The sequence below is a fragment of the Microbacterium hominis genome (genome assembly GCF_013282805.1).
Classification (GTDB): domain Bacteria; phylum Actinomycetota; class Actinomycetes; order Actinomycetales; family Microbacteriaceae; genus Microbacterium; species Microbacterium hominis_B.
Map to the genome: position 1 here is coordinate 2022469 of NZ_CP054038.1, position 16711 is coordinate 2039179.

Annotated in this window: 14 protein-coding genes; 13 read left to right on the top strand and 1 reads right to left on the bottom strand. The window is 72.3% G+C overall.

Annotation, left to right across the window (positions count from 1 at the left end):
- Positions 1-115 precede the first annotated feature (115 nt).
- The 13 genes from pyrR to HQM25_RS09130 all read left to right on the top strand — a co-directional run bounded on the left by pyrR (position 116) and on the right by HQM25_RS09130 (position 15532).
- Positions 116-646: a bifunctional pyr operon transcriptional regulator/uracil phosphoribosyltransferase PyrR gene (pyrR, locus tag HQM25_RS09070; RefSeq protein WP_172989934.1), complete on the top strand. Its 531-nt coding sequence runs from the start codon at positions 116-118 to the stop codon at positions 644-646.
- Positions 643-1608 carry an aspartate carbamoyltransferase catalytic subunit gene (locus tag HQM25_RS09075; RefSeq protein WP_172989935.1) on the top strand — a complete coding sequence of 322 codons (966 nt, stop codon included), beginning with the start codon at positions 643-645 and terminating at the stop codon, positions 1606-1608. Before pyrR ends, HQM25_RS09075 begins: the two co-directional genes overlap by 4 nt.
- Positions 1605-2915, top strand: coding sequence for a dihydroorotase (locus HQM25_RS09080; protein ID WP_172989936.1), 1311 nt, complete (start codon positions 1605-1607; stop codon positions 2913-2915). The genes HQM25_RS09075 and HQM25_RS09080 overlap by 4 nt, the downstream gene beginning before the upstream one ends.
- Positions 2912-3424, top strand: a complete 513-nt coding sequence (locus HQM25_RS09085) for a PH-like domain-containing protein (protein ID WP_172989937.1) — start codon at positions 2912-2914, stop codon at positions 3422-3424. The genes HQM25_RS09080 and HQM25_RS09085 overlap by 4 nt, the downstream gene beginning before the upstream one ends.
- Positions 3421-4572, top strand: a complete 1152-nt coding sequence (gene carA / locus HQM25_RS09090) for a glutamine-hydrolyzing carbamoyl-phosphate synthase small subunit (protein WP_172989938.1) — start codon at positions 3421-3423, stop codon at positions 4570-4572. The genes HQM25_RS09085 and carA overlap by 4 nt, the downstream gene beginning before the upstream one ends.
- A complete protein-coding gene (gene carB / locus HQM25_RS09095; RefSeq protein ID WP_172989939.1) occupies positions 4565-7852 on the top strand; it encodes a carbamoyl-phosphate synthase large subunit in 3288 nt (1095 codons plus the stop codon). The genes carA and carB overlap by 8 nt, the downstream gene beginning before the upstream one ends.
- A complete protein-coding gene (gene pyrF, locus HQM25_RS09100; RefSeq protein ID WP_172989940.1) occupies positions 7849-8709 on the top strand; it encodes an orotidine-5'-phosphate decarboxylase in 861 nt (286 codons plus the stop codon). Before carB ends, pyrF begins: the two co-directional genes overlap by 4 nt.
- A complete protein-coding gene (gene gmk / locus HQM25_RS09105) occupies positions 8702-9598 on the top strand; it encodes a guanylate kinase (RefSeq protein WP_172989941.1) in 897 nt (298 codons plus the stop codon). Before pyrF ends, gmk begins: the two co-directional genes overlap by 8 nt.
- 93 nt (positions 9599-9691) lie before the next feature.
- Entirely contained in the window at positions 9692-9946 is a 255-nt protein-coding gene (gene rpoZ / locus HQM25_RS09110) for a DNA-directed RNA polymerase subunit omega (RefSeq protein ID WP_172989942.1), read from the top strand.
- 112 nt (positions 9947-10058) lie between these two features.
- Positions 10059-11252 carry a methionine adenosyltransferase gene (metK, locus tag HQM25_RS09115; protein WP_172989943.1) on the top strand — a complete coding sequence of 398 codons (1194 nt, stop codon included), beginning with the start codon at positions 10059-10061 and terminating at the stop codon, positions 11250-11252.
- 1 nt (position 11253) lies between these two features.
- Positions 11254-13233, top strand: a complete 1980-nt coding sequence (locus HQM25_RS09120) for a primosomal protein N' (RefSeq protein ID WP_172989944.1) — start codon at positions 11254-11256, stop codon at positions 13231-13233.
- Positions 13234-13241: 8 nt separating this feature from the next.
- Complete coding sequence (fmt, locus tag HQM25_RS09125) at positions 13242-14165, top strand: methionyl-tRNA formyltransferase (protein WP_172989945.1); 924 nt, start codon at positions 13242-13244, stop codon at positions 14163-14165.
- Positions 14162-15532 carry an RsmB/NOP family class I SAM-dependent RNA methyltransferase gene (locus HQM25_RS09130; RefSeq protein WP_172989946.1) on the top strand — a complete coding sequence of 457 codons (1371 nt, stop codon included), beginning with the start codon at positions 14162-14164 and terminating at the stop codon, positions 15530-15532. The genes fmt and HQM25_RS09130 overlap by 4 nt, the downstream gene beginning before the upstream one ends.
- 3 nt (positions 15533-15535) lie before the next feature.
- Here HQM25_RS09130 and glsA read toward each other — a convergent pair whose 3' ends face one another.
- Positions 15536-16708: a glutaminase A gene (glsA, locus tag HQM25_RS09135; RefSeq protein ID WP_172989947.1), complete on the bottom strand. Its 1173-nt coding sequence runs from the start codon at positions 16706-16708 to the stop codon at positions 15536-15538.
- Between the last annotated feature and the right edge of the window lie 3 nt (positions 16709-16711).

The window sequence follows — 16711 nt, forward strand, 5'->3', positions numbered from 1 at the left end:
GTCCGATTCGACGAGGTGGCCGGTCCCGGTTCGGGATCGGCCACCTCTCGTTCTAGACTGGTCTGTCGACAGCAACCTTTAACACCGTCCTGTGAGGCGGAGAAGGGAGCGGCGGATGAGCACGCGCACCGTGCTGCATGAGGCCGACATCGCCCGGGCCCTGACTCGGATCTCCCACGAGATCCTCGAGTCCAACAGGGGACCCGATGACCTGGTGCTGCTGGGCATCCCGACGCGCGGGGTGACCCTCGCCGCCCGCATCGCCGGCCTCGTGGCCGAATTCGGCGGCGCAGCGGTGCCGGTCGGCGCGCTCGATGTCACGATGTACCGCGACGATCTGCACCGCAACCCGACGCGGGCGCCGCAGCCCACCGAGATCCCCGGAGGCGGCATCGACGGCAAGGTGGTCGTGCTCGTGGACGACGTGCTGTTCTCGGGCCGCAGCATCCGCGCCGCGCTCGATGCGCTCCAGGACATCGGCCGCCCGCGCGCGGTTCGGCTGGCCACCCTGATCGACCGCGGCCACCGCGAGCTGCCGATCCGCCCCGACTTCGTGGGCAAGAACCTGCCGAGCGCCCGCGATGAGCGGGTGAACGTGCGCCTGTCGGAGATCGACGGCGCGGAGGAGGTGACGATCGAGTCATGAGGCACCTGCTCGACACGCGATCGCTCGCGCGCGAAGACGCCATCCGCATCCTCGACGTCGCCGAGGACATGGCCGACACCCAGCAGCGCGAGGTGAAGAAGCTCCCGACCCTGCGCGGCAAGACGGTGGTCAACCTCTTCTTCGAGGACTCCACGCGCACCCGCATCTCCTTCGAGGCGGCCGCCAAGCGCCTGTCCGCCGACGTCATCAACTTCTCGGCCAAGGGGTCCAGCGTCTCCAAGGGCGAATCGCTCCAGGACACCGCACAAACCCTCCAGGCGATGGGCGCCGACGCTGTCGTGATCCGCCACGGCGCCTCCGGCGCACCCCGCACGCTCGCCACGAGCGGCTGGATCACCGCCGGCGTGGTCAACGCCGGCGACGGCACGCACGAACACCCCACCCAGGCGCTGCTCGACGCCTTCACGATGCGCAAGCGCCGGTTCGGCGCCGACAGCCGCGGCCGCGACCTGACGGGAATGAAGGTCGCCATCGTCGGCGACATCCTGCACTCGCGCGTCGCGCGCTCGAACGTGTGGCTGCTGCGCACGCTCGGGGCGGAGGTCACCCTGGTGGCGCCGCCCACGCTGGTGCCGCAGGATGTCTCGGCCTGGCCGGCCACCGTGCGCTACGACCTCGACGAGGCGATCGCCGACGCACCCGACGCCCTCATGATGCTGCGCATCCAGCTCGAGCGCATGAACGCGGCGTATTTCCCGACTGAACGGGAGTATTCCCGCCGCTGGGGCCTGGACGCACGACGGCTTTCGGCGCTCGGCTCGACTAGCATTGTCATGCACCCGGGTCCGATGAACCGGGGTCTGGAGATCTCCGCCGAAGCCGCCGATTCCCCGCGCTCGACCGTGCTCGAACAGGTCGCGAACGGCGTCTCGGTGCGCATGGCGGTGCTGTACCTGCTGCTGGCTGGAGCCGGCGACGAGATGAAGGAGGGCGAACGGTGAGCGAAACCCTCCTGTTCCGCGGAGCACGAATCGAGGGCGTCGAACCCGCCGACATCCTCGTCCACGACGGTGTGATCGCCGAGATCGGCCGCGGCCTCAGCCGTGACGGCGCCACCGTCGTCGACGTCGCCGACCTCATCGCGCTGCCCGGCCTCGTCGACCTGCACACGCACCTGCGCGAGCCCGGCTACGAGGCCTCCGAGACCATCCTCACCGGCTCGCGCGCCGCGGCCGCGGGCGGCTATTCCGCCGTCTTCGCCATGCCCAACACCTCGCCAGTGGCCGACACGGCCGGGGTCGTCGAGCAGGAGCTCGCCCTCGGCGAGGCGGCCGGCTTCGTGACCGTGCAGCCGATCGGGGCCGTCACAGTCGGCCAGAAGGGGGAGCGGCTGGCCGAACTCGGCGCGATGGCCGATTCCCGCGCACGGGTGCGCGTGTTCAGCGACGACGGCTTCTGCGTGTGGGACCCGCTGATCATGCGCCGCGCGCTCGAGTACGTGAAGGCGTTCGACGGCGTCATCGCCCAGCATGCGCAGGACCCGCGCCTCACCGAGGGCGCGCAGATGAACGAGGGCGCCGTCTCGGCGGAGCTCGGCCTCGCGGGCTGGCCCGCCGTCGCCGAGGAGTCGATCATCGCTCGCGACGTCCTACTGGCCGAGCACGTCGGCTCCCGCCTGCACGTGTGCCATCTCTCCACGGCAGGCTCCGTCGAGATCATCCGGTGGGCGAAGAAGCGCGGCGTGAACGTCACCGCCGAGGTCACGCCCCATCACCTCCTCCTCACCGACGAACTCGTGCGCGGCTACGACGCGCGCTTCAAGGTGAACCCGCCGCTGCGCCGCGAAGAAGACGTCCTCGCCGTGCGCGAGGGCCTCGCCGACGGCACGATCGACATCGTCGCCACCGACCACGCCCCGCACCCTGCCGAGGCGAAGGCCTGCGAGTGGCAGGCCGCCGCCAACGGAATGGTGGGGCTGGAGAGCGCACTGCGGGTCGTGCATCAGGCGATGGTCGAGACCGGCCTGCTCACGTGGGGCGATGTCGCGCGGGTCATGTCGCGCGAACCCGCCCGCATCGGTCGCCTGAGCGGACACGGAACCCCCGTGACGGTCGGCCAGCCGGCATCGCTCGCCTTCTACGACCCGGCGCCCGCGCGCCCGTTCACCGCCGACGACCTCCGCGGCCGCAGCATGAACTCGCCGTACCTCGGCAGGGACCTGCCCGGCGAGGTGCGCTGGACGCTCCATCAGGGCACGGTGACCGTCGCCGACGGCGCGGTGCTCGAGGCACCGGGGGTGCGCGCATGACCCGTGAGGGCGCCCTCGTGATCATCGTGCTCGTCGCGGTCGGCCTTCTCGCACTGCTGGTCTGGGCGTGGTCGCGGCGGTCCCGCCGCGACGCCCAGCCGCTCGTGCAGGCGGGGGAGCTTCCGGAAGATGCGCGCGTGGTCGCCGTCTTCGAGGCCCTCTACGTCGCCACGACCGCCTACGAGCTGCCCCTCGAGCGGATCGCCGCGCCCGGGCTGGGCATGCGCTCGCGCGCGACGCTCACTGTCACCGACGCCGGCGTCGCGGTCGACCTCACCGGGCAGGCGCGCTTCGTGCTGCCGACCTCGCGGATCCTCGCGGTCGGTCAGTCCACGGTGGCCATCGACCGCGTCGTGGAGCCTGGCGGCTTGACCCGCCTCACCTGGCGCACCGACGCCGACACGGTCGTCGACACCTACTTCCGACCCCAGGATGCCTCGGCGCGCGCCCTCGCGGACGCGATCGCCGACACGCTCCCCACCACCACCCCGACGGGAATGGACGCATGACCCTCTTCACCACCGAGCCCGCCGTGCTCGTGCTCGAGGACGGCACCCGCCACGTCGGCCGCGCCTACGGTGCGCGCGGCACGACGCTGGGCGAGGTCGTCTTCGCGACCGGCATGACCGGCTACCAGGAGACCCTCACCGACCCCTCGTACGCGGGCCAGATCGTGCTGCAGACGGCGCCGCACATCGGCAACACCGGCATGAACGACGAGGATCCCGAATCGCGCCGCATCTGGGTGTCCGGATACATCGTCCGCGACCCCTCCCGCGTGGTCTCGAACTGGCGCGCCGACGAGTCGCTCGACGAGGCGCTCGTCAGCGACGGGGTCGTCGGCATCAGCGGGATCGACACGCGCGCGGTGACCCGCCGCATCCGCTCCGAGGGCAGCATGCGCGGAGGGATCTTCTCTGGCGAGGCCGCCGCCCTCGACCCCGACGAGCAGCTGCGCATCGTGCGCGAGGCCCCGCCGATGGCGGGCCGCAACCTGTCGGCCGAGGTGTCGGTCGCCGTCGCGGAGGTCACCCCCGCGACGGGCGAGCGCGTCGGCGCTCTCGCGGTGCTCGACCTCGGCGTCAAGCAGGCCACCGTCGACAACCTCGCCGCGCGGGGATTCGACGTGCACGTGCTGCCGCAGGCGGTCACCATCGATGAGATCCGCGCGATCGATCCGGTCGCGGTGTTCTACTCCAACGGCCCCGGCGACCCCGCGGCCTCCGACGACCACGTCGACCTGCTGCGCGGCGTCCTCGACGACGGCCTCCCATTCTTCGGCATCTGCTTCGGCAACCAGCTCCTGGGCCGCGCCCTGGGCCTGGGCACCTACAAGCTGCCCTTCGGCCACCGCGGCATCAACCAGCCGGTGCTCGACAAAGCCACCGGCCGCGTCGAGATCACCGCGCACAACCACGGCTTCGCCGTCGACGCCCCGCTGGAGGGAACCTTCGACAGCCCGCACGGGTACGGCAAGGTCGAGGTCAGCCACGTCGGGCTCAACGACAACGTGGTGGAAGGGCTGCGCGCCCTCGACATCCCCGCGTTCTCGGTGCAGTACCACCCCGAGGCCGCGGCCGGCCCGCACGACGCCAACTACCTGTTCGATCGCTTCCGCGACCTCGTCGTCGCCACCCTGGAGAAGAAGAATGCCTAAGCGCGACGACATCAAGAGCGTCCTCGTCATCGGCTCGGGACCCATCGTCATCGGCCAGGCGTGCGAGTTCGACTACTCGGGCACCCAGGCCTGCCGCGTGCTGCGCGAGGAGGGCGTGCGCGTCATCCTCGTCAACTCCAACCCGGCGACGATCATGACCGATCCCGACTTCGCCGACGCGACCTACATCGAGCCGATCACGCCCGCCGTGATCGAGACGATCATCGCCAAGGAGAAGCCCGACGCGATCCTCCCGACCCTCGGCGGCCAGACCGCGCTCAACGCCGCCATGGCGCTGCACGAGCAGGGCATCCTCGACAAGTACGGCGTCGAGCTGATCGGCGCGAAGGTCGACGCCATCCAGAAGGGCGAGGACCGCCAGATCTTCAAGCAGCTCGTCCTCGACGCGGGCGCCGATGTCGCGGCATCCGTCATCTGCCACACCATGGATGATCTGCTCGCCGGCGCCGAGAAGCTCGGCTACCCGCTCGTGGTGCGTCCGTCGTTCACGATGGGCGGGCTCGGCTCGGGCTTCGCCTACGACGAGGAGGATCTGCGGCGCATCGGCGGCGCGGGCCTGCGCGACTCGCCGACCACCGAGGTGCTCCTGGAGGAGTCGATCCTCGGCTGGAAGGAGTACGAGCTCGAGCTCATGCGCGACACGGCCGACAACACGGTGGTCGTCTGCTCGATCGAGAACGTCGACCCGGTCGGCGTGCACACCGGCGACTCGATCACCGTCGCCCCGGCGCTCACGCTGACCGACCGCGAGTACCAGAAGCTGCGCGACATCGGCATCGACATCATCCGCGCCGTGGGCGTGGACACCGGCGGCTGCAACATCCAGTTCGCGGTGAACCCCGAGAACGGGCGCATCATCGTCATCGAGATGAACCCGCGCGTGTCGCGCTCGTCGGCGCTCGCCTCGAAGGCGACGGGCTTCCCGATCGCCAAGCTCGCCGCCAAGCTCGCGATCGGCTACCGCCTGGACGAGGTGCCCAACGACATCACGCGGGCCACCCCGGCCAGCTTCGAGCCCACGCTCGACTACATCGTGGTGAAGGTCCCGCGCTTCAACTTCGAGAAGTTCCCCGCCGCCGACACCACCCTCACCACGACCATGAAGTCGGTGGGCGAGGCGATGGCCATCGGCCGCAACTACGCCACCGCGCTGCAGAAGGCGCTCCGGTCGCTGGAGAAGCGGGGCTCCAGCTTCCACTGGGGCGAGGAGCCGCGCTCGATGGAGGAGCTGCTCGAGATCGCGCAGACGCCCACCGACGGCCGCATCGTGGTGCTGCAGCAGGCGATGCGCAAGGGCGCGACGATCGAGCAGGCCTTCGAGGCCACCAAGATCGACCCCTGGTTCCTCGACCAGATCGCGCTGATCAACGAGGTCGCCGAGTTCGTCCGGCAGGCCGGTGAGCTGGATGCCGCGACCCTGCGCATCGCGAAGGAGCACGGCTTCTCCGACGCGCAGATCGCGCAGCTGCGCGGCGACACCGAGGCCCAGGTGCGCGGCGTGCGGCACGGCCTGGACGTGCGCCCGGTGTACAAGACGGTGGACACGTGCGCGGGGGAGTTCCCGGCCCTGACCCCGTACCACTACTCCAGCTACGACCACGAGACCGAGGTCACCCCGTCGGAGCGCACCAAGGTGGTCATCATCGGCTCCGGGCCCAACCGCATCGGGCAGGGCGTGGAGTTCGACTACTCGTGCGTGCACGCCTCGTTCGCGCTCTCGGACGCCGGCTATGAGACCGTCATGGTCAACTGCAACCCGGAGACCGTGTCCACCGACTACGACACGTCCGACCGGCTGTACTTCGAGCCGCTCACGCTCGAGGACGTGCTCGAGGTGCTCCACGCCGAGTCGCAGTCGGGCACCATCCTGGGCGTCATCTGCCAGCTCGGCGGCCAGACTCCGCTGGGCCTGGCCAAGGGCATCGAGGAGGCCGGGTACAACATCCTCGGCACCAAGCCCGCCGCGATCGATCTGGCCGAGGAGCGCGAGCTGTTCTCCCGCCTCCTCGACGAGGCCGGCCTCGTCGCACCGCGCAACGGCACGGCGATCGACGTGGAGGGCGCGGTGGCGGTCGCCGAGGAGATCGGCTATCCCGTGCTCGTGCGCCCGAGCTTCGTGCTCGGCGGCCGCGGCATGGAGATCGTGTACTCGACCGAGGCGCTGCGCGACTACTTCGTGCGGGTCGCCGGCGAGGCGATCATCGGCCCGGGCCTGCCGCTCCTCGTGGACCGCTTCCTCGACGACGCCATCGAGCTCGACGTCGACGCGCTCTACGACGGCCAGGAGCTGTACATCGGCGGTGTCATGGAGCACCTCGAGGAGGCCGGCATCCACTCGGGCGACTCGTCGTGCACGCTGCCGCCCATGAGCCTCGGCCGCAGCGATGTCGACCGGGTGCGCGAAGCCACCCGCGCGATCGCGGAGGGCGTCGGCGTGCGCGGCCTGCTCAACGTGCAGTTCGCGATCTCGGCGGGCGTGCTCTACGTCATCGAGGCGAACCCGCGCGCGAGCCGCACCGTGCCGTTCGTGTCGAAGGCTCTCGGCATTCCGCTGGCCAAGGCCGCGTCGCGCATCATGGCGGGCGCGACGATCGACGAGCTGAAGGCCGAGGGCCTCCTGCCCGCGCAGGACGGGTCGCGCGTTCCGCTCGACGCCCCGGTCGCCGTCAAGGAGGCCGTGCTTCCCTTCAAGCGCTTCCGCACCGCCGACGGCCAGACCGTCGACTCGGTGCTCGGCCCCGAGATGCGCTCGACCGGTGAGGTCATGGGCATCGACCGCGACTTCCCGACGGCGTTCGCGAAGTCGCAGGATGCCGCGTACGGCGGCATGCCGCAGACCGGCACCGTGTTCATCTCCGTGGCCGACGCCGACAAGCGCGCGGTGATCCTGCCCGCCCACCGCCTGCAGGAGCTCGGCTTCGACCTGGTGGCGACCGAGGGCACCGCCGAGATCCTCGCGCGCAACGGCATCGCCGTGCGCGTGGTGGGCAAGTACTCCGAGACCCAGGCCTCCGGCGCGACGAACATCGTCGACCTCATCAACGCCGGCGAGATCGACATCGTCGTGAACACGCCTTCGGGCGGTGCCGCGCGCGCGGACGGGTACGAGATCCGCGCCGCCGCCGTCGCCGGCGACAAGGCGCTGTTCACCACGATGGCCGTCCTCGGAGCCGCCGTCAGCGCGATGCCGGTGCTGCGCCAGGGCTTCGAGGTCAGAAGCCTGCAGGAGTACGCGGCCGACCGGGCGGTGCGCGCGTGAGCTCGTTCGGACAGCGTCTCGGCGCCGCCCTCGCGGCGCACGGTCCGCTGTGCGTGGGTATCGATCCGCATGAGCACCTCCTCGCGCAGTGGGGGCTGGATGCCGGCGCCGCCGGCGCCCGCGAGTTCGGCCTGCGCGTGGTCGAGGCCGCCGCGGATCACGTGGGGGTCGTCAAGCCGCAGGTCGCGTTCTTCGAGCGCTTCGGCTCGGCCGGGTTCGCCGCGCTCGAAGACGTGATGTCGGCCGCCCGGGCGGCGGGGCTCATCGTGATCGCCGACGCGAAGCGGGGCGACATCGGCTCGACGATGGACGGCTACGCGGCCGCGTGGCTCGCAGCCGGATCGCCGCTGGAGGCCGACGCCGTGACGGTGACGCCCTATCTCGGGCCGGATTCGCTGCGCGAGACGCTCGCGTTCGCCGTGCGCGGGGGCAAGGGCGTGTTCGTGCTGTCGGCAACGAGCAACCCGGAGGCGGCCCCCGTGCAGACGGCCCGCACCGTCGATGTGGCGTCCGAGGACGACCAGACGGTGGCTGCGCGCGTGGCCCGCGACATCGCGTGGGTGAACGGCTCGGCCGCGTTCGAGGGCGGGCTCGGCCCCGTCGGCCTCGTGATCGGCGCGACGATCGATCGGGCGGAGTTCGGCCTGACCGACGAGCTGCTCCAGCGCGCTCCCATACTGGCCCCGGGGTTCGGCACGCAGGGTGCGGAGCCCGCCGACCTCGGCGCGCTGTTCGGCGCCGTCGCGGCGCAGGTCGTCGCCTCGGAGAGCCGCAGCATCCTCTCGGCCGGACCCGACGGCATCGCGGCCCGCATCGTGGAGCGCGCCGGGCTCTACCAGGAGGCCGTCCATGGCTGATTCGCGTACCCCGCCGGAGGTCGACCGCGCCGCAGCGTCCCGCCGGGCCGTGGCCGCGCGCCGCGAGAGGGCGTCGCTGAAGAAGGATGTCGCGATGCGCGTCATCTCTCCGCAGGAGCTGCTGCGCCGCGCGCTGGCCGCGCCGGATTCTGCGGCCGGCGCCATGCGGGTCACGGAGTTCCTCACCAGCATCCCCGCGATCGGAGAGGGCAAGCGCGATCGCATCCTCGCCGACCTCGGCATCTCGCCCGTGAAGCGGCTGGGCGGTCTCGGCGTGCGTCAGCGTGTCGCGCTGCAGGGGTACCTCGATGCGCGCTGGCCCGAGCCCGCCCCGCGCGAGGGGCGCAGCCGTCTGGTCGTGCTCGCCGGCCCCACCGCGGTGGGAAAGGGCACGGTCGCGGCGCACATCAAGGCGCACCATCCCGAGATCCACCTGTCCGTGTCGGCGACGACGCGCGCACCGCGCCCGGGCGAGGTCGACGGCGAGCACTACTTCTTCGTCGACGACGCCGAGTTCGACCGTCTGATCGCGGCGGGCGAGCTGCTCGAGCATGCGACCGTGCACAACCGGCACCGCTACGGCACGCCGCGCGGCCCCATCGAGCGGGTGCTCGCCGAAGGACGCACGGCCCTGCTGGAGATCGACCTCCAGGGCGCGCGCCAGGTGCGCGAGGCCGATCCGTCCGCCACGCTCGTGTTCCTGCTGCCGCCCAGCTGGGACGAGCTGGTGAGCCGCCTCGTCGGGCGCGGCACCGAGGGCGACGAGGAGCGCGCCCGGCGCCTGCGCACGGCCAAGGGCGAGCTGGCGGCCCAGCAGGAGTTCGATTTCCGCGTCGTCAACGACGATGTGGCACGCGCCGCGGCGGAGGTCGCGAGCGTTGCGCGCTGACCCCGGCGCTCTCACGTAGAATGGTGGGATGCCTCGACGCCGTGCGAGGCATCCCACCGTCTTCGCATCCGTCATCCGATCCAGGAGGTCACCATGGCCGGAACGAACCAGGGCATCATCGAGCCCCCCATCGACAAGCTTCTCGAGAAGGTCGACTCCAAGTACCAGCTCGTCATCTACGCATCCAAGCGGGCGCGTCAGATCAACGACTACTACTCCGACCTGCACGAGGGGAACCTCTTCGACAACGTCGGCCCGCTGGTCGACTCGAACGTCGAGGACAAGCCCCTCACCATCGCGCTCCACGAGATCCACGAGGACAAGCTGCGCCTCCGCCACGCCGAGTGATCTCCCGCACCGCCGGTGCCGTGACGTCCTTCGTCATCGGCACCGGCGGTGTCGCACGTACCGGGCATACTGGTGCCCGACCCCACCCGATCGTCACTCCCCGGGAGCCGCGATGACCGCCCTGCGCCTGTTCACCTCCGAGTCCGTCACCGAGGGTCACCCCGACAAGATCTGCGACCAGATCTCCGACAGCATCCTCGACGCGCTGCTGGCCGTCGACCCGGGCAGCCGCGTCGCCGTCGAGACCCTCGTGACCACGGGCCTGGTCCACGTGGCGGGGGAGGTGCGCACCGAGGGCTACGTCGACATCCCCGGCACCGTCCGCCGTGTCGTGAACCAGATCGGCTACACCTCCAGCGACACCGGCTTCGACGGCGACTCGTGCGGGGTCAGCGTGTCCATCGGCGAGCAGTCCAGTGACATCGCCAGCGGCGTCGACACCGCGATCGAACATCGCGAGGGCGGTTCGACCGACCCGATCGACGCGCTCGGCGCGGGCGACCAGGGCATCATGTTCGGATACGCCACGAACGAGACCCCGCAGCTCATGCCGGTCGCGATCCACACGGCGCACCGCATCGCCGAGCGCCTCACCGAGGCCCGCCGCACCGGGCACCTGCCCTTCCTGCGCCCCGATGGCAAGACCCAGGTCACGATCGGCTACGACGGCACGACGCCGCGCACCGTGGAGACCGTCGTGCTGTCGACGCAGCACAACCCCGGCATCACCCTTCCGGCGCTGCGCGCCGCCGTGCGCGCCGAGGTCATCGATCCCGTGCTCGAGCAGACCGGCCTCGACATCGGGCACGTCGATGCGATCATCAACCCGGCGGGCGACTTCGTCATCGGCGGCCCCAAGGGCGACGCCGGGCTCACCGGCCGCAAGATCATCATCGACACCTACGGGGGAGCCTCCCGTCACGGAGGGGGCGCCTTCAGCGGCAAAGACCCCTCGAAGGTCGACCGCTCGGCCGCCTACGCCATGCGCTGGGTCGCCAAGAACGCCGTCGCCGCCGGACTCGCCGACCGCCTGGAGGTGCAGGTCGCGTACGCGATCGGCCGCGCCCGCCCCGTCGGCCTGTACGTCGAGACGTTCGGAACGGGCCACGTCTCCGACGAGGCGATCACGCGGGCGATCCTCGACGTGTTCGACCTGCGGCCGCAGGCGATCATCGACGACCTCGACCTGCTGCGCCCGATCTACGCGCAGACGGCCGCCTACGGCCACTTCGGGCGCGAGCTCCCCGACTTCACGTGGGAGCGCACCGACCGCGCCGACGACCTGCGCGCGGCCGCCGGACTCTGACGTGGAGGCACGGCGCGTCGCGCGCGTGCTCATCGACTCCCCGCTGCCCCAGCTGGACCGGCTCTTCGATTACCTCATCCCGGCCGGGCTCGGCGACGAGGCGGCTCCCGGCGTCCGCGTGCGCGTGCCGCTGCGCACCGCGGGCCGCGTCGTCGACGCGTGGATCGTGGAGATCGCGCCCCACACTCCCGGGGAGCGACCGCTGTCCGAACTGGAGAGCGTCGTCTCGCCCGTGTCCGTGCTCACCTCCGGGCTGTACCGGCTCGCCCGCCGCGCGGCCGATCGCGCCGCCGGCTCGGCGAGCGACATCCTGCGCCTGGCCATCCCCAAGCGCATGGTGCGCGCCGAGAAGGCGCATCTGGCGGCCTCTGCGCCGGAGCGTCCGCGCGTGGACGCGACGTGCGCGGCGGCTGCGCGCGACGAGCTGGCGCGATTCCCGGGTCTGGAGCAGGCGATCGTCGGCGGCGACCGCATCGCTGTCGACGCCCCGCCCGCGCCCGCGCTCCGTGCCGACGGCTCGACCGTCGGATCGTGGGCGCTGCTCCTGGCCGCCGCCGCGGTGCGCACCCTCGAGGCCGGCCGCAGCGCGATCCTCGTCGTGCCCGACCATCGGGACCTGGCGCAGCTCGATGCGGCACTGGCCGGCATGGCGCCGGCCGACGCGGTCGTGCGCGACGACGCGAAGCAATCCGGGCCGAGCCGCTATGCGGCCTTCCTGCGCATGCTCGCCGACGCACCGTGCATCGTGATCGGCAACCGCTCGGCGGTGTACGCCCCCGTCTCCGTGCTGGGCCTGGTCGCCATCTGGGATGACGGCGACCCGCTGCTCGCCGAACCCCTCAGCCCCGGCGTGCACGCGCGCGATGCGGCGCTGCTGCGGCAGGAGCTCGATGGCGGCGCCCTGCTCCTGGCCGGCCACACCCGCACCACCGACGTGCAGAGGCTGGTGGAGATCGGGTGGCTGCGCGAGGTGGCCGCCGCCCGGCGAAGCAGTCCGCGCGTCGTGCTCAGCGCCACGCGCGAAGGGGAGGGGCGCGGCCAGCGCGTGCCGTCGGCGGCGTTCGCCGCAGCCCGGGAGGCGCTCGGCCACGGGCCCGTGCTCGTGCAGGTGGCGCGGCCGGGCTACGCGCCGGTGCTCGTGTGCGCGCAGTGCCGCCGGCCCGCCCGCTGCGCCCACTGCGCAGGCCCCCTTCACGCCGCCCGGCCAGGCGCCGCACCCGCGTGCAGCTGGTGCGGTCGCACCGCCCACGGATGGTCGTGCGGAGACTGCGGCTCCCCCCGCGTGCGCATGGCGTCGTCGGGCAGCGAGCGCACCGCCGACGAGCTGGGTCGCGCATTCCCCGGGGTGCGCGTCATCCTGGCCGACGGAGAGCACCCGGTGCGCGAGGTCGACGCGCGTCCCGCGCTGGTGGTCGCCACCCGTGGGGCCGAGCCGGTGGCATCCGGCGGCTATGCCGCCGTGATCCTCCTCGACGGGGATCGCATGCTGCAGGCCGACGACCTGCGCATCGGCGAGTCGTGCCTGCGGTGGTGGTCGAACGCCGCCGCCCTGGCCTCGCCCGGGGCGCCCGTGCACCTGGTCGGCGTGACCGGCGGCGTCGCGCGAGCACTGGCCACGTGGACGCAGCCCTCCTACGCCCGGGCCGAACTCGCCGACCGCGCCCCGCTGCGCATGCCCCCCACCGTGCGCGTCGCCGCGGTCGAGGGCACGCGCGCCGCCGTGGATGCCGCACTCGCCGCGGTACGAGCCGGGGTCGCGGACCTCGACACCGGCGGAGTCCTCGGCCCCGTGCCGACCAAGGACGATAGGGTCCGCGCCCTGGTGCGGTTCGATTACGCCGCCGGCGCGCGGGTGGCCGCCTCCCTGCGGGCCTCCGTCGTCGCCCAGGCCGTCTCGTCGCGCAAGCGCCCGAAAGGGCGCGAGGGCGGCGTGCGCAATACACTCAAAGTTCGGGTCGACGTGCCCGACCTGGATCTGTGAGGAACCCGATGCGCCTCGTCTTCGCCGGCACCCCCGAGCCTGCAGTCCCCTCTCTGCGGCGCCTGGCCTCGTCGCGCCACGAGATCACGGCGGTGGTCACCCGGCGGGACGCACCGCTCGGACGCAAGCGCGTGCTCACGCCGTCGCCGACGGCGCAGGCCGCCGAGGAGCTGGGGCTCCCGACGATCCGCACCGACCGTCTCGACGCCGCCGCGACCGAGCAGATCACCGCCCTCGCGCCCGATCTCGGCGTCATCGTCGCCTACGGCGGCCTCGTGCGCGAGCCGCTGCTGTCGGCGCCGCGGCACGGCTGGATCAACCTGCACTTCTCGCTGCTGCCGCGCTGGCGCGGCGCGGCGCCGGTGCAGCACGCCCTGATCGCGGGCGAGGCCGAGACGGGGGCGAGCGTCTTCCAGCTGGTGGCCGAGCTCGACGCGGGAGACGTGTACGCCGAGCGGAGGATCACGCCCGCCGAGACGGCGACGGCCGGCGACCTGCTCGCGATCCTCGCCGAGGAGGGCGCCGACCTGCTCGCCGAGGTCGTCGACGGCATCGCCGACGGCACGGCCCGCGCCGTGCCCCAGGTCGGCGAGCCGACGTACGCTCCGAAGCTCTCGCTCGCCGACGGACTGCTCGACTGGACGCGACCGCGTGCGGAGATCCTCGCGCGGCTGCGCGGGGTCACCCCGGAGCCGGGCGCCCATACGACGTACGACGGCGAGCGTCTCAAGATCGCGAGCGCGCGTGCCGCGAGCCCGGACGCGCCGAACGGTTCCCCCGGTGCCCTGTCGCTCCACGCACGCCAGGTGATCGTGCAGGCGGCCGATGCTCCTCTGGTGCTCGAGCGCGTGCAGCCGGCGGGGAAGGGCGTCATGAACGCCGCAGACTGGTGGCGAGGGCTTCGCGCAGAGGCTCCGGTGGTGGGCCGATGAGCGGTGCACGCGCCTCGCGACGCGTCGCGTTCGACACCCTCCGCGCCGTCCACGAGTCCGACGCGTACGCCAACCTCCTCCTGCCGAAGGCGATCCAGCGCGCGGGCCTCGATCAGGCCGATGCCGCCCTGGCGACCGAGCTCACCTACGGGACGCTGCGGCGTCAGGGGACCTACGACGCCGTCGTCGAGCTCGCCGCCGACCGCGCGGCCGCGGAGATCGATCCCGCGGTGCTCGACGCGCTGCGACTCGGTGTGCATCAGCTCCTCTCGACCCGCGTGGCGTCGCACGCAGCGGTGAACGAGTCCGTCGAGCTGGCGCGTTCGGCCTCCGGACGCGGCGCGGCGGGATTCGTCAACGCCGTGCTGCGCCGCGTCTCACGGGACACGCCGGGGGATTGGATGACCCGCGTCGCCGACAGCGCACGTTCCGACGACGAGCGGATCGGGCTCTCGTTATCCCACCCGGTGTGGATCGTGCGTGCGTTGCGGCGCGCGCTGGCCGCCGAGGGGCGCGCCGACGAGCTCGAGGCGCTGCTGCGCGCCGACAACGCCTCCCCGCGGGTGACGATGGCCGCCCTGCCCGGACTCGCCGAGGCGCCGGAGAACGCCCGCCGCACGCCCTACTCGCCGTTGGGCTTCCGCACCGCCGGCGGTGACCCCGAAGGGATGGTCCGCGGCTCCGAGGGGCGCATCCGGGTGCAGGACGAAGGATCGCAGCTGGCCGCGCTCGCACTGACCCGCGCGGTCCCCGTCGCCCCGGGCGAGCGCTGGCTCGACCTGTGCGCCGGCCCCGGCGGCAAAACGGCGGTGCTCGCGGCGGAGGCGCTCGCACACGGCGCGCACCTCGAGGCGAACGAGATCTCCCCGGCGCGGGCCGGACTGGTGCGGCAGGCCATCGCCGGCGTGCCGCTGGAGGTCGTCGTGTCAGAGCAAGACGGCCGCACGCGCGCGGCTCAGGCTCCCGAGACCTACGATCGCATCCTCGTCGATGCGCCGTGCACGGGCCTCGGAGCGCTGCGCCGGCGCCCGGAAGCCCGCTGGCGCAAGGTCCCCAGCGACGTGCCCGCGCTCACGCAGCTGCAGATGGAGCTGCTGACCGCCGCCCTCGGCGCGCTCAAGCCCGGCGGCATCGTCGCATACGTGACCTGTTCTCCGCACCTCGCGGAGACCGCGGGGGTCGTCGCCGAGGTGATGCGCGCATGGGGTCCCGGAGTCGAGGAGATCTCCGCGCGCGAGGTGGTCGCCCGCGTCGCCGAGGCCGACCCGGACCTTCCCGAGCAGTCGGACGGCTCCGGGCGGGCCCAGCTGTGGCCGCATCGTCACAACACCGACGCCATGTCGATCTCGCTGCTGCGGCGCGTCTGACGCTCACTCGCGAAGTCGGAACCCGGCCGGCATCACCGCGAACTCGTCGCGCAGCGCGACCATGGCGGCGGGGTGCGTGCGGGCGAGCTCGCGCGCGTCCACGGTCACCCGCGTCCCGGGAGCGACGGCGCCGGCGAGCTCCTTCAGCACGGCGGCGACCCGCTCGGTACCGGCGAAGCCCAGCTCGCCGCTCAGCTGCACGATGCGTTCGGCGCCGCGCGAGCGCACGGTGATCGCGGGCACCGCGATGCTGTCGTGCGGCTCGAGCAGGTGCATCCCGAACCGATCGGCGATGGATGCCACGGCCGCGCCCGCGCGCACGCTGTTGCCGTGCTCGTCGAGGCGGGGGCTGAACGCCGCCACGCCGAACTGGGAGGGAGCGACGGCGAGCAGGCCGCCGCTGACGCCGCTCTTGGCGGGAAGACCCACCCGCAGCAGCCACTCGCCGGAGAAGTCGTACATGCCGCAGCCGGCCATGATCGAGAGCACGTCCCGCGCCACGTGCTCCTCGATGACACGATCCCCGGTGGCCGGGTTCACACCGCCGAAGGCAAGAGTCGCCCCCATCACTGCGAGGTCGCGCACGGTCACCAGCAGCGCGCACTGACGGAAGTAGGTCTCGACCGCGGTGTCGACCGCGCCTTCGATCACGCCGTACGAGCGCAACAGATGGGCGAGAGCGCGATTGCGGTCGCCGGTGGCCGACTCCGAGGCGTAGACGGCCTCGTCGACCCACAGCGAGCGGCCCGCGAACGCGGAGAGCGTCTCGACGATGCGGGTCGTGCGCTCCTCGATTCCCGCGCCGGGAACGAGCGACGTGGTGGCGATCGCGCCGGCGTTCACCATCGGGTTGGCGGGCCGGCCGGTGCCCTCCTCCAGGCTGATCGCGTTGAAGGGCTCGCCGCTGGGCTCGACGCCGACGGTCGCCAGCACCGCGTCGCGACCTCGCTCCTGGAGGGCCAGAGCCAGGACGAACGGCTTCGAGATGGACTGGATCGTGAACTCGACCCGGTCATCGCCCACCCCGCGCACGCGCCCGCGCGGTCCGACCACCGCCAGCGCAAGGGGCTCCGGGTCGGCGTCGGCGAGCTCGGGGATGTAGTCGGCGGTCGCGCCGTGGCGCAGGGAACGGCTCTCCTCGAGCACGCCGTCCAGCAGCGCGGTGATCGGATCCACGGC